Genomic DNA, 13,833 nt, shown 5'->3' with positions numbered 1-13,833 from the left:
GCCAATCCATCCTTGTTACGAACATCATGCGACATGATACCACAGGCATATTGTCGGATTTAACGGCTGATGCTCGTTTCTCAACCCGATTTTTGTCAGTTTTGTGATGTAGCCATTTCTCGCCGTAACAAGACAATCTCTTCCGCCAAATCCCGGCATAGCATGGCGGTCATCAGATGATCCTGCGCATGTACCATGATCAGGTTGACGGGCACCTTTCCTTCTCCTTCATCCAAACCGATTAGCCGTGTTTGAACGCGGTGAGCGGCACGCGCCGTCTCTTGTGACGCGGCAAGCAGCGCGTCGGCCTGTTGCCACTCTCGCTGACGCGCGGCCTGAATTGCCATCATGGCGTTTGAGCGGGCTTCACCCGCGTTGATCAGCAACTCCATCACGGTTTGTTCCATATCGAATTCAGGGAGGTTCTCTGTGTCTTTCATCGTAGGTTTCCTTATCGCGGTCAGGAAAACAGCCTAAGTTGGCTGAGAATTTATGTAGCTAAGAATTTATATAGCCAAACGCTTATGGTATGCCAAAAATCACATTTTCATCATATTGGAATTCCAATATTGTCTTGTGAGAATCATGTCACAGAAAAATAATTCATTATGGTTGATTTTTGGTATGCCAAACGCGAAAGCGCGGTACCTGCATTTACCCTGCGCGTAACGGCCATCCCGCGTATAACACGCGATATAACAATATGATGATCAAAGAGGTGGTGTTATGTCATTTAAGGACCAACTGATTGATTCATTGGGCTCATTTGCCAATAAATTTAATAGCCTGCGGTACATCATGGCGATTAAGGCATCCTTTATTACGCTGATGCCCGTCATTATCGTCGGCGCGTTTTCCGTTCTGATTTCCAACATGGTGATGGACCCTAAAAATGGTCTGGCCAGTTTCTCCATGTTCTCGTTTCTGGCGGAGCTCAAGCCGATCATGAGCGGCATTAACTACGCCACGCTCAGCTTTTTGACTATCGGTGCCGTCTTCCTGATTGGTATCGAGCTTGGGAAGATTAACGGTTCACGCGGGCTGTTTCCCGGCCTGCTGGCGGTGATCTGCTTTATTGCCGTTACGCCAACCACGATCGAAATGGCCGTCAACGGGCAGATGATGGTGGTCAAAGACGTGCTGGCGAAACAGTTTTCCGATACCAAAAGCCTGTTTCTGGGGATGTTCATCGCCATCCTGTCGGTAGAAATGTATACCCGGTTAGAAAGCGTCGATCGGCTGCGGATTAAAATGCCTGACAGCGTGCCGCCTAATGTTGCAGCCTCTTTTTCTGCGCTGTTTCCTTCCATCATCACGGTGGTTGCTATTGCCACCTTTGGGTTTGTGTTTCACCGCGTGACGGGCATGTACCTGTATGACGCTGTTTATCAGGTGGTGCAACAGCCGCTTGAATCCGTCGTACAAAGCCTACCCGGTTTATTGGTGCTGATGTTCGTCGCCCAGCTGTTCTGGGTGATTGGGATTCACGGTAACCAGATGATTAAACCGATTCGTGAACCGCTGCTGCTGGGGGCGATTGCCGTCAACATGACGGCGTTCGAACAGGGACTGGAAGTGCCGAACATTATCACCATGCCGTTCTGGGATGTGTACATGAGCATCGGTGGTTCCGGTTTGACGATTGGCCTGCTGATGGCGGTGATGATCGCGTCTAAACGCAAAGAGATGAAAGAGATTGCCAAAATCTCTTTCGGCCCCAGCGTGTTCAATATTAATGAGCCAGTGATTTTTGGTATGCCGATTATGCTCAACCCGATTCTGGCGATTCCCTTCATTATCACACCGTTAGTCACCGGTACGATTGGTTATTTCGCCACCAGTATGGGGTTTGCCGGTAAAGCGGTGGTGATGGTGCCGTGGACGACGCCGCCAATCATTAACGCCTGGCTGTCGACGGCGGGCTCCATGGGGGCGGTCGCGACACAGATCGTGTGCATCATCGTTGCGATGCTGATCTATCTGCCGTTTGTCAAAGTTGCGTCTCGCCGAGCTGAGTTAGCGCAGTTGGAAGCGGAAAAGCAGGCCGCAGCGAAAAAAGCCTGAAACGGACGAGAAGAGAGGTAACGCATGAGTAAGGTTGCACTGACTATTCCCCCAGATTTTATTCTGGGTGCGGCGGCATCGGCATGGCAAACGGAAGGATGGAGCGGCAAGAAGGCAGGGCAGGATTCCTATTTGGATCTCTGGTACAAGCAGGATCGTCAGGTGTGGCATAACGGGTATGGTCCGGCGAAAGCGACAGACTTCTTTAACCGTTATCGAGAAGATGTGGCGCTGATGAAGCTGGCGGGGCTGACGCACTATCGTACGTCGATCAACTGGTCACGTTTTATGCTGGACTATGAGAAGGGCATCGTCGATGAGGAGTACGCAGCCTACATCGATAATCTGCTGGATGAAATGCACCGGCAGGGGATCGAACCGATGATCTGCCTTGAACATTACGAACTGCCCGCCTGCCTGCTGGAGAAGTATCAGGGCTGGTCATCAAAGCAGGTAGTGGAATGGTTTGTGCTGTATGCCGATACCGTTTTCGCCCGCTATGCCGGAAAAGTGAAGCGCTGGTTTACCTTCAATGAGCCGATTGTGGTGCAGACGCGCGTTTATCTGGACGCGCTACGCTACCCTTATGAGCAGAACACGCACACGTGGATGCAGTGGAATCACCATAAGAATCTGGCGACGGCAAAAGTGGTGCAGCGGTTTCGGCAGAAGGGTTATGACCGAGACGGCGGCTCGATCGGCGTGATCCTCAACCCTGAAGTGACGTATCCGCGATCTCGTGCGGCGCATGATGTGAAAGCGGCACACCTTTACGATCTGTTCTATAACCGCGTTTTCCTCGATCCGGCGTTGAAAGGGGAATACCCAGCGGAACTGATCGCGCTGCTGACGCAGCATCAGGTGAAGTGGGATTACACGGAAGAAGAGCTGGCGATCATCCGCGATAACACGGTCGATGAGGTGGGAATCAACCTGTATTACCCGCACCGGGTAAAAGCGCCCAGCCGTGAATGGAACAAGGAAACGCCTTTCCATCCTGCTTATTACTACGAGCATTTTGAGTTGCCGGGACGCCGTATGAACACCTCGCGCGGCTGGGAGATCAATCCCAAAATCATTTACGACATGGCGAAGCGTATAGAGCGTGAATACGACAATGTGCCGTGGTTTGTGGCGGAAAACGGCATCGGTATTGAGAATGAGGCACGCTTTAAAGACGATGCGGGCGTGATTCAGGATGATTACCGCATTGCGTTTATTGCGGAGCATCTTTACTGGACGCTGAAGGCGAAGGAAGAAGGGGCAAACTGCCGAGGCTATATGCTGTGGGCGTTTACCGACAATGTTTCGCCGATGAATGCGTTTAAAAACCGCTACGGATTGATCGAAATCGATCTGGAACAGGATCGGCAACGGCGGCCGAAAAAATCCGCCGCCTGGTTTCGTCAGCTACACGACACGCGTCGGCTTGAATTGACGCTGGATGATGAAGAGAAATAGACACAGATAACCAAAATGAGGAACGGAATATGAAAAGAATCGTACTGGCTTGCTCGGCAGGCATGTCGACCTCACTGGTGGTCACCAAGATGGAGAAGGAAGCGGAAGCGCGGGGAATGGCGTTTAAGATCTACGCGATCCCGGAACAAAATCTGCGGGATGAATTGCAGGAGTTCGGCAGCGACATTATTGCGGTTCTACTGGGGCCGCAGGTGCGTTTCAAACTTAACGAAAATAAAAAGCTGACGGACAGCTATCAGATTCCTATCGCGGTGATCGACTCTGTCGCCTACGGCACATTAAATGGCGCAAAAGTACTGGATCAGGCGCTGAGTTTGGTAGACTAATGCCCCACCGCAACGTCAGTACGTGTGGCTGGGCGCATGCCCTAAATAATTCGAGTTGCAGGAAGGCGGCAAGCGCAGGAATCCCCAGGAGCTTGCTCAAGTAAGCGACTGGGGTGAGTAAGAGAAGCCAACGTACATGCAGCTTGAAGTATGACGGGCATAAATCGGTGCGGGCCTGACGCCCGCATTCAGTGCGACAGTGTATGTAGGGTGAAAGCGTGGCGAAGGATGTGGTTCTGCAAGAGAAGAAGCAATATCAGGAAATCGGCTGTGATTTGCGCCAGAAGATTCAGTCAGGGGATTACCCTGTCGGATCGCGGCTTCCTCCTGAACGAAATATTGCGGAAACCTATGGCGTTAGCCGGACGATAGTGCGCGAAGCACTATTGATGCTTGAGTTGGAAGGTACGGTTGATATTCGTCAGGGCTCCGGGGTTTATGTCCTGCGTATTCCCGATGAAGACGATGCGGCAGACAGCGCCAAAAATCATATCGGCGCGTTTGAAATGCTACAAGCGCGCCAACTGCTGGAAAGCAATATTGCTGCATTTGCGGCACGCATGGCAACGCGGGCGGATATCGAAAACCTGCGTAAAATACTGGAGCAAGAGCAAGCCGCGATTGCCGTAAAAGATTATCGCGGTGATTTCGATCGCTTGTTCCACCTGCAAATTGCTGGCGCGACGCAAAACCAGATGCTGCTGGAAACGGTCAGCAATATTTGGGCGTGCCGGGACGATAATGCGCTCTGGCAGCAGCTTTATACCCACGTTGGTACGCAGGGTTATCGCCTGAAATGGCTGGCGGATCATCAGGCTATTCTGGCGGCACTGCGGCGTCGCGATGTGTCTGGCTCTTATCAGGCGATGTGGCAACACCTTGAAAATGTCAAAAATACGCTGATGGAAATCTCCGACGCCGACGCGCCAGAGTTCGACGGCTATTTATTTGATTCTGTGCCGATTTTTCAAGGGAAACTGGTGTAGTCATGGCGGACACGGCTTTGGCGAGCATTGTTTATCTGGCTGATTATCCCCAGCATCAGGAACAGGTGATCGACTGGATATGGCAGGCATTCGGTAGCCAGAATAGCCGTGAATTCTTTGCCAGCGTGGTGCGCAATAGCCTGAACCCTGCGGCGCTGCCGCTGACGTTTATTGCACTGGATGGTGATCGTTTAGTTGGGACGGTGGGGCTTTGGCGCTGCGATTTAATCAGCCGACAGGATCTGACGCCTTGGCTGGCGTCGCTGTATGTGGAAGAAAGTTATCGTGATAAAGGTCTGGGCGTGGCACTGCAACGGCACGTACTGGACTTCTGCCGCCGCGCAGGTTTTGACGATCTTTATCTGTACGCCACGTTTAGCGGCTATTACGAAAAACACGGCTGGCGTTACATCGGCGATGGACTGGACTACCCAGACAAAGCCGTGCGGCTGTATCACCAGTCGCTGTAGGCGGTCTCTTAGTTTGCATAAAAAATGACTCAGAGACAGCAAACCCGAGAAGTATCGGGGACATCAGAACGATGTCCAGTCTCCTTCACCAGCTGCGATACCGCTCTTGCCCGGTGCTGCCAGCGCAGGCCTAAGGGTTAACGGCGCCGCCGCTGGTGTACGGGCGATCTGATGGCCGTTGCCTAAGCGGAACTGGCTGACCGTCTCGGCCAACTGTGCGGCCTGCTGTTGTAGAGACTGCGTGGCGGCCGACGCTTCATTCACCAGCGAGGCATTCTGTTGGGTGGTCACTTCCATCTGGTTCACCGCAACGTTCACCTGCTCAATGCCCATCGTTTGTTCATTGCTGGCAGAACTGATCTCTCCGACCAGATCGCTGACTTTGCGCACGCCATTGACGATATCTTGTATCGACACACCCGCTTGTACCACCAATCGGTTGCCCGCTTCGACGGTTTGAACGGAGCGATCGATCAACTCTTTGATCTCTTTGGCCGCAGAGGCGCTGCGCTGTGCCAGACTGCGCACTTCACTGGCGACCACGGCGAAACCACGACCTTGCTCACCGGCTCGTGCGGCTTCTACAGCGGCATTCAGCGCCAAAATGTTGGTCTGGAACGCGATGCTGTCGATGACGCCGATGATATCGACGATCTTCTTCGAGGAAGAGTCGATCGCGCCCATCGTTTCCACTACTTCTGTCACCAACTGGCCACCCGATTGCGCTTGCTGTGTGGTCGATTGTGCCAGTTGATTGGCCTGACGGGCGTTATCGGCATTCTGCCTGACCGTCGAGCTTAACTGCTCAATGGAGGCGGCGGTTTCCTGTAACGCACTGGCCTGCTCTTCCGTGCGGCTGGAAAGGTCGATATTACCTGCGGCAAGCTGTGAAGAAGCCCCCGCGATGGATTCAGACCCTTGGCGAACTTCGCCAACGATAGAACGCAGACGCACCGTCATATCTTGCAGCGCGTGCAGTAGCTGGGCTGCTTCATCGCGTCCTTCCGGCTGAATATTGTGCGTCAGATCGCCCGCCGCGACGGCCTGTGTCGCACGGACGGCACGCGCCAGTGGCTGCACGATACTGCGGGTGAGCACCCAGGCGATCAGGACGCCGATGATGGCGCTCAGCACGCCCGTGACGGCAAGGATGAGATCGCCACGGCTTGCGCCAGCGTTAATGTTTTGCCCCATTTTATCGATGCTGGCGCGTTGGTGGTCTCGCAGCGCTTCCACGCTAGCCAGATAACCATTGGAAGCCGGAACGAACTCATTGTCGAAGAGCGTTCTGGCGCTGTCGAAATTACCCGCGCCTTTTTCTGTGATAATCGCATCGCGCTTTTTGATGTAGGACTGACGATATTCGCCAACTTTGTCGAATAAGGCTTTTTCTTCTGGTGTAGAGATCAGGCTGGCAAAATCCTCCTGCCGTTTACCGCTTTCTTTACTGGCCCGAGTGTTTTCTGCGGCAAATAGCTCAACCAGCGAATCGTCATTGCTGCGTGCTACCGCCATACTGCGCTGGACACCAGCGACGAGCGTGGCATGCCAGTCCGATGCCAGCCGTTCTTTGCGTAGCGGCTCTTGCATCATCTGTTGTGTACTGCTGGACACCTGGTTAAGTTGGTAAATGCCGCTGGTCAGCATGGCCAGCGAAAGCGCAATAAGTAGGCCAAAGCCGCCGGCCAGTCGGGTACCTATTTTGTAGTTCTTCATTATTCGTTACACACACCTGGTTAAATTCAGCGTCTGCCCTATGCAGACTCCGCGATCCTACTCCTCACTTTCTGATTGATTCTGTTGAAAAAGTGGACTAATACCCCTGTGTTTGAGTGGTCATTTATACATAAAAAATCAGGAAATGTGATCGGACGGGAAAAGGGTGAAAAAGAGGGATCGGAGAGAAAAGGAGTCTTTAAGGGAAAATAGCGGTATTTATCTGGTGAAAAGGCGGTAAGAAGGTGGTTGGCTTACATGATTCGCTAGAATTTTACAGTTGGTTGCACTTATAGAATAACTCTTTCGATTCATCGCTGGTGAAGATAAGTCGCGATCCCTAGAGTAACAAGTCCCAGAGGTATTGATTGGTGATACATCGATGTACTCTGTACATTGAAATCATTTGATTACACCAACCTACGCGGATGCGTAGGTTTTTTTTTGCCTGAATTTCCCGCTTTTGCTATCTCCAGCGATTTTAATGCTATGCGAATGATGTGCTGACGACAATCTTCGCGTTAAGCCGCGCACCGTCGCTTGAACTATGGCGTGTATATAGTATTTTGACGTATCGTTTGGTGGTTTTGCGCTTTAGCAAGCTGCCCGTTTATCTGTCTATTGGGAGAAGGCATGATTCATACCCTGTTACGTTGGGTGTTCCAGCGTCTGTATCGCATCCGGATCGAGGGCGACAGCAGCCAGTTTCAGCAATCCAAATTGCTCATCACCCCCAATCACGTCTCTTTCCTTGACGGTGTCCTGCTGGCGTTATTCTTACCGATAAAACCGGTTTTTGCCGTGTACTCTTCTATTTCCGATCGCTGGTTTATGCGCTGGTTGAAGCCTTATATCGACTTTGTGCCGTTGGATCCCACCAAGCCTCTGGCGATCAAAGGGCTGATCAAGGTGATCGAGCGCGGCCAGCCTGTCGTGGTTTTCCCTGAAGGGCGTATTAGCGTAACGGGATCGCTGATGAAGGTTTACAGCGGCGCGGCGTTTGTCGCAGCGAAATCCGGGGCAACAATTATTCCCGTGCGTATTGATGGGATCGAGCTTTCGCCGTTTGGTCGGCTGGCGGGCGTGTTTAAACGCCGCTGCCTCCCACAGGTTACTATCACCTATTTGCCACCGACCACATTACCGATGCCGGAAGCCAGCAGTGCCAGAGCGCGTCGCGCACTGGCCGGTGAACGTTTGCACCAGATTATGATGAAGGCGCGGATGGAAACGCGTCCGCAGCATACGCTGTATCAGGCATTTCTGGCGGCGAGATCCCGCTATGGACGGCATTCTGCCAGCATTGCGGATATTTCATTTAACGAAGACAGCTATCAGGGCTTATTGAAAAAATCGCTGGGCGTGTCGCGCATTTTGCAGCGCTTCACTCGCGCCGATGAACATGTTGGCATGCTACTGCCCAACGCAACCATTACTGCGGCATCCATTCTGGGCGCATCGCTGCGTAACCGTATTCCTGCCATGCTGAACTACACCGCTGGCGCGAAAGGGCTACAAAGCGCAATGAAAGCGGCAGGGATTAAAACGATCGTCACCTCTCGCCAGTTTCTTGAAAAGGGCAAACTGACGGATCTACCGAAGCAGGTCAGTGAGGCCAACTGGGTTTATCTGGAAGATTTGAAAGACACCGTGACGCTGACGGATAAGCTGTGGATCCTGTTTCATCTGCTATTTCCTGCTCGCGCGATGCTGCCGCAGAAACCCGACGATGCGGCTATCGTGCTGTTTACCTCCGGCTCTGAGGGGAATCCGAAAGGCGTCGTGCATTCTCATGACAGCCTGCTGGCAAACGTTGAGCAGATTCGTACCGTGGCGGATTTCACCCCGCGCGATCGATTTATGTCTGCACTGCCGCTGTTCCATGCGTTTGGCCTGACGGTTGGTCTGTTAACACCGCTGATGACAGGCGCTCGCGTGTTCCTCTATCCCAGCCCGCTGCATTATCGCATCGTGCCGGAACTGGTTTACGACCAGAACTGTACCGTGCTGTTTGGCACGTCTACGTTTTTAGGCAACTATGCGCGTTTTGCCCACCCGTATGATTTTGCTCGTCTGCGCTATGTGGTCGCTGGGGCTGAAAAGCTGTCTGAGACGACGCGTCAGGTCTGGCAGGACAAATTCGGTATCCGCATTCTGGAAGGATATGGCGTGACCGAGTGCGCTCCGGTAGTGGCGATCAACGTGCCGATGGCGACGAAAATCCATTCCGTCGGCCTGCTGCTGCCGGAAATGGAGTCGCGTTTGATTACGGTGCCGGGTATTACGCGCGGTGGTCGGCTGCAACTGCGCGGGCCGAATATCATGAAAGGCTATTTGAGGGTGGAAAATCCCGGCGTGCTCGAGACGCCTGCTGCAGAAAACGCAGAAGGTGAATTGCAGCAGGGCTGGTATGACACTGGCGATATTGTCGAACTCGACGAAAGAGGGTTCTGCACCATCATCGGTCGCGTGAAGCGCTTTGCCAAGCTCGCGGGGGAGATGGTCTCGCTCGAAAGCGTGGAACAGCTGGCGGTTAAAGTGTCGCCGGAGGCGCAGCATGCAGCCAGTGCGAAAAGCGACAGCAGCAAAGGCGAAGCGCTGGTGCTGTTTACAACGGACAGCCAGATAACCCGTGATGTGCTGCTTGCACAGGCCCGCAGCAGCGGGGTGCCAGAATTGGCAGTACCACGTGATATTCGCTATGTGAAAGCGTTACCGTTACTCGGCAGCGGCAAGCCTGATTTTGTCACGCTACGCCAAATGGCTGAAGAGCCTAATTCCGAGCAATCGATCATCGAACAATCGATCGTCAAACAACCTATTACTAACGCGTCGGAGCCTCGTGCATGAGTCAACAGACTGAACCCGCGACGCCTTTGCTGTCGCGTAGTATGAGCGCGGTGATTATCGCGCAGTTCTTCTCCGCGTTTGGTGATAACGCGTTGCTGTTTGCTACGTTAGCGCTGATCAAACAGCTGGTGTATCCCGACTGGAGTCAGCCGTTTTTGCAGATGGGGTTTGTGGCCGCGTACATCGTGTTAGCGCCATTTGTCGGACAAATAGCGGATAGCTTCGCCAAAGGGCGGGTGATGATGTTCGCCAATACCCTGAAACTGGCCGGAGCGCTGCTGATTTGCGTGGGTGGTAATCCGTTTCTGGGATACACGCTGGTGGGCATTGGTGCCGCTGCGTATTCACCCGCGAAATACGGCATTCTGGGTGAGATCACGCGTGGCGATCAGTTGGTCAAAGCCAATGGCTTGATGGAAGCCTCGACCATTGCGGCGATCCTGACCGGATCTGTGGCGGGGGGCGTGCTGGCGGACTGGAATATTTACGCGGCACTATCGATTTGTGCGGTGGCTTATGGCGTGGCGCTGGGCGCGAATATGTTGATTCCACATCTCAACGCCGCACGTCCAGGGCAGCCGTGGCATCCGGTGCAGATGGCGAGCAGCTTCTTTTCTGCCTGTCGTGTGTTGTGGCGCGATGGCGATGCCCGGCTTTCGTTGATTGGCACCAGCATGTTTTGGGGCGCGGGCGTGACGCTGCGTTTTCTGCTGGTACTGTGGGTGCCGCATGCGCTCGGCATTACCGATAACGCGACGCCGACGCTGCTTAATGCGATGGTCGCCGTGGGGATCGTGCTGGGGGCGGGGGGCGCTGCCAGACTGGTTACGCTCGATAATGTACGACGCTGCCTGCCTGCGGGATTCCTGATCGGCGTGGTCGTAGTGATTTTCACTCTTCAGCATAATCTCCTTAGCGCCTATTCCCTGCTGATTTTGCTGGGGGCGTTGGGTGGATTTTTCATTGTTCCGCTTAATGCACTGTTGCAGGAACGGGGAAAAGCCAGCGTCGGTGCGGGTAATGCGATTGCCGTACAGAATTTGGGTGAGAACGGCGCTATGCTGTTAATGCTGGGGCTCTATTCTCTGGTGGTGAAACTGGGCGTCTCGGTTATCGCGATCGGGATTGGTTTTGGCGTTTTGTTTGCGCTGGCGATTGCGCTGCTGTGGGCATCGCTAATCCTGACTAAGCGCCGTGCACGTTCCGCCGGTGCAAAATAGGGAAGGGTGAAAATGAGTCTGATATGGCATGACTGGGATGTGGCAGACCTTAACGTGTATTCACTGCATGACATATTGGCGCTGCGCAGTCAGGTATTTGTGGTTGAGCAAACCTGCCCCTATTTGGATATTGATGGCCGCGATCTGGTGGACGGTAATCGCCACATCGCAGCATATCGCGACGGCAAGCTGGCCGCGTATGCTCGGTTACTCGCTCCTCATCCGAACAACGATGTGGTGACGATTGGACGCGTGATTGTGGCTCCTCACGCTCGTGGGCAACATCTGGGCCATCAGTTGATGGAGCACGCGTTGATTGCCTGTGCACGCCACTGGCCGCAAAAGCATCTTTTCCTGTCTGCGCAGGCTCATCTACAGGCGTTCTACGGCGCGTTTGGCTTTGTGGCGACCGGTGAGGCATATGACGAAGACGGTATCCCGCATATTGATATGCTGTCGGCGTTCTGAGGGATATTGAGCCAACTGCGGAAAGAGTAGAGATCGCGGCGTAAACGAAAAAACCGGCTGAGTATGGCCGGTTTTTTGTTATTTTACGGTGGGTTAGCTAGCGGCGTGTGAAATTTTACTACCCAGTTTCTGCACGTCTTGGCCAAAGCCGCGCGTGGTGTTACAGCCGCTCAATGCTGCTGTGACCAGCAGCGCTACTACGATTGTTGTTATACGTTTCATCATCGTTACCCGCAGGTGGTTGATAAACAGGTGTGATAAATAGAGTGTGATAAGTTTCTACTGTGTCATAACCGCAGGTAAAAATTCAATCCTCGTATAGCCTGAACCAGCTGATATCGTTTGAAATTATGTTGCTGTTGATGGGTATGAGCTCTGATCTGACTCTGTTAATGCACAGAGCTAAACCTAATTTGAACGGCAGCTATTGCCTGGAGCGGATGTTGCTAACATCTGAATGTACTAATCTGCGGGGGCTGGTCAGCTTCTATAATCGATGATTCGTATTGACAGATACAAACAGGTAAAATATGGTTAACACTTTGTAAAAAATGGAATCTAAAATTAGCAACCCCTTTAATATTATGAGGATTTTAATGAAAAAAATTTTACTGTGCGGGCTTGTACTGGCTACTTCCTCATGTGCTGACTTTCCGAAAAATATTGGCGATCAGATGAAAGCAGTGAATGAGGCACTCACGCCTAAAACGTCGAACGCTGTACAGACGACGTCCACAAGAAAAGTCGGCACTATCACTAATGACCAATGCAAAAACAGCGTTGGGCAAACGCGATCTTACTTCGAACAATTAGTTGGATTTAAGCTTAATGAAAGTAATTCATCCGGCTACACGTCCTTCTCTGAGACTTACAATCTTAAAATATCCGATCGTAAAGATCGCTTCGGTGGTAACTTAGCAATTTGCATCATCTCTATCGATCCACAGTCTAATAAAGTCACGACATTCTCGATGCCGACATAATATCAATACAGACATCTAACCGGGGCATATTATTTTCCCCGGATATTTTTTCAATCTCTTATACAAAATTAAAATAACTATTCAACGGCATTGACCCTTATTTCATTGGGCATAGCTATCGCGTTGTTGTTTTCTGTACATCCGCCAACAGATAGCATATTACGGAAATTCCCTAAACGTTGTATTTAAGCTGTGCAGGTGGGAGACATTTTAACAAAAGCCAATATATATCAGCAGCCCTGATATTCTTACATTCTTTTTCCGCTTAGTGCCAGGAGCAGATGTAGTAGTCATTTATAATGTGTTCATTAACAGAATAGGTGTGTGGCTGGCCAGCCACACTCTTGAAAAGTTGATAAACTTCAATACTTCCTTCTGGGACTTCATTTCCCTCCCCGCGCCAGTTGCAGGGCAAAGGAGATGAAATTTACTGCCAACGCTAAAACTGTGGTTTAGTCGCCTTTTGCTGATCCATATATTTGCTAGTAGCATTTTGCCAGGCAGGATCAATCAGCTTAATTTTTGTATTTCCCATAGTAAGGCTTGCCGTGCCACTCTCACAGCCCATTCCTGAACTAGGCATCGGTTTTTCACACCACACAGGAAATACTCCACCAGTTGATACTGGTCCGTACTTTTTCAGGGCAGCCTTGACCATGTTGTCTTCATTTTCTTTCGTCCAAGGTATTTCATAGATGACCTGCGAAACAGCCATCGGATTAGATTTATTATAAGGAATACGAGGATCGAAACTCACCTGCATGCGGGTGCCATTGTTTTCATATACAAGATCCTGAATCTGCGGGCTACCGTAAATAATGGTAGCATACTGATTTTTCATGGACTTAGAGGCTCGAATTTTATCTGCTGAAACACCGAAATTTTTTTGCATTGCCGTGCGAGCTTCTTCAACACTCATTCCGGTCTTTACGCCGCCGACATCGAAGGATTTTACATCAACAGAACGAACGGACGGCGCGGAATAGGCTGGAGGAACAAGATAGGGCAGAGCTATTAAGATTGCTGGAGACAATGCTAATAAATTTTTTTTCATCTTCTTTCCTTTGAGATTGATTTCAACATTCATTTTCTGCATCAAAATTGCGGGAACCCTCCACGACTTGAGGCAATGTTAAATAATTTAACATAAATGAATGTTTGTTTGAAGACGATCGCATAGAGGCATAATTTTGTTGAGATTTATTAAAGATTATTGCATACGGAATGTCCGCTTCCGCTCAACGCTGTCCTTAAGCTCAGTGAGCCTG

At 51.6% G+C, this 13,833-nt stretch carries 13 protein-coding genes; 9 read left to right on the top strand and 4 right to left on the bottom strand.

Translation table 11 applies throughout. The annotated features are described in order from the left end of the window. Nucleotides 1-95: 95 nt before the first annotated feature. On the bottom strand, nucleotides 96-440 hold the full coding sequence (locus tag DCX48_09195; GenBank protein ID QXE14658.1) for a PTS lactose/cellobiose transporter subunit IIA: 345 nt from the start codon (nucleotides 438-440) through the stop codon (nucleotides 96-98). Between the two features lie 286 nt (nucleotides 441-726). Here DCX48_09195 and DCX48_09190 point away from each other — a divergent pair, with 286 nt between their 5' ends. The 5 genes from DCX48_09190 to DCX48_09170 all read left to right on the top strand — a co-directional run bounded on the left by DCX48_09190 (nucleotide 727) and on the right by DCX48_09170 (nucleotide 5,328). Continuing rightward, entirely contained in the window at nucleotides 727-2,064 is a 1,338-nt protein-coding gene (locus tag DCX48_09190) for a PTS sugar transporter subunit IIC (protein ID QXE14657.1), read from the top strand. A gap of 24 nt (nucleotides 2,065-2,088) precedes the next feature. Beyond that, nucleotides 2,089-3,525: a glycoside hydrolase family 1 protein gene (locus DCX48_09185; protein ID QXE14656.1), complete on the top strand. Its 1,437-nt coding sequence runs from the start codon at nucleotides 2,089-2,091 to the stop codon at nucleotides 3,523-3,525. Nucleotides 3,526-3,554: 29 nt separating this feature from the next. Next, nucleotides 3,555-3,872, top strand: a complete 318-nt coding sequence (locus DCX48_09180) for a PTS sugar transporter subunit IIB (GenBank protein ID QXE14655.1) — start codon at nucleotides 3,555-3,557, stop codon at nucleotides 3,870-3,872. A gap of 218 nt (nucleotides 3,873-4,090) precedes the next feature. Then, on the top strand, nucleotides 4,091-4,858 hold the full coding sequence (locus DCX48_09175) for an FCD domain-containing protein (GenBank protein QXE14654.1): 768 nt from the start codon (nucleotides 4,091-4,093) through the stop codon (nucleotides 4,856-4,858). Between the two features lie 2 nt (nucleotides 4,859-4,860). Beyond that, a complete protein-coding gene (locus DCX48_09170; GenBank protein QXE14653.1) occupies nucleotides 4,861-5,328 on the top strand; it encodes a GNAT family N-acetyltransferase in 468 nt (155 codons plus the stop codon). A 63-nt stretch (nucleotides 5,329-5,391) separates the two neighbouring features. Here DCX48_09170 and DCX48_09165 read toward each other — a convergent pair whose 3' ends face one another. Continuing rightward, nucleotides 5,392-7,044, bottom strand: a complete 1,653-nt coding sequence (locus tag DCX48_09165; protein QXE14652.1) for a HAMP domain-containing protein — start codon at nucleotides 7,042-7,044, stop codon at nucleotides 5,392-5,394. A gap of 633 nt (nucleotides 7,045-7,677) precedes the next feature. Here DCX48_09165 and DCX48_09160 point away from each other — a divergent pair. From DCX48_09160 to DCX48_09150, 3 genes are read left to right on the top strand one after another with little or no spacing between them, the layout of a single operon-like run. Next, nucleotides 7,678-9,894 (top strand): bifunctional acyl-ACP--phospholipid O-acyltransferase/long-chain-fatty-acid--ACP ligase, encoded by a 2,217-nt coding sequence (locus DCX48_09160; GenBank protein ID QXE14651.1) that lies wholly within the window; start codon nucleotides 7,678-7,680, stop codon nucleotides 9,892-9,894. Beyond that, complete coding sequence (gene lplT / locus DCX48_09155) at nucleotides 9,891-11,114, top strand: lysophospholipid transporter LplT (protein ID QXE14650.1); 1,224 nt, start codon at nucleotides 9,891-9,893, stop codon at nucleotides 11,112-11,114. Before DCX48_09160 ends, lplT begins: the two co-directional genes overlap by 4 nt. 12 nt (nucleotides 11,115-11,126) lie before the next feature. Beyond that, nucleotides 11,127-11,582 carry a GNAT family N-acetyltransferase gene (locus DCX48_09150; GenBank protein ID QXE14649.1) on the top strand — a complete coding sequence of 152 codons (456 nt, stop codon included), beginning with the start codon at nucleotides 11,127-11,129 and terminating at the stop codon, nucleotides 11,580-11,582. Between the two features lie 93 nt (nucleotides 11,583-11,675). Here DCX48_09150 and DCX48_09145 read toward each other — a convergent pair whose 3' ends face one another. Further along, the gene (locus DCX48_09145; protein QXE17200.1) at nucleotides 11,676-11,804 is read right to left on the bottom strand and encodes an entericidin A/B family lipoprotein; all 129 of its coding nucleotides are present in this window, start codon (nucleotides 11,802-11,804) and stop codon (nucleotides 11,676-11,678) included. 374 nt (nucleotides 11,805-12,178) lie between these two features. Between DCX48_09145 and DCX48_09140 the strand changes: the two genes are divergently transcribed. Next, nucleotides 12,179-12,565, top strand: a complete 387-nt coding sequence (locus DCX48_09140) for a hypothetical protein (protein ID QXE14648.1) — start codon at nucleotides 12,179-12,181, stop codon at nucleotides 12,563-12,565. Nucleotides 12,566-13,004: 439 nt separating this feature from the next. Here the strand turns inward: DCX48_09140 and DCX48_09135 are convergent, their stop codons facing one another. Continuing rightward, nucleotides 13,005-13,619 carry a hypothetical protein gene (locus DCX48_09135; GenBank protein QXE17199.1) on the bottom strand — a complete coding sequence of 205 codons (615 nt, stop codon included), beginning with the start codon at nucleotides 13,617-13,619 and terminating at the stop codon, nucleotides 13,005-13,007. Nucleotides 13,620-13,833 lie beyond the last annotated feature (214 nt).

Origin of the sequence: Pectobacterium atrosepticum (genome assembly GCA_019056595.1) — a bacterium.
GTDB lineage: Bacteria > Pseudomonadota > Gammaproteobacteria > Enterobacterales > Enterobacteriaceae > Pectobacterium > Pectobacterium atrosepticum.
Note: the sequence above shows the minus strand (reverse complement) of the source record. Positions and strands in the feature narration are given on the sequence as shown.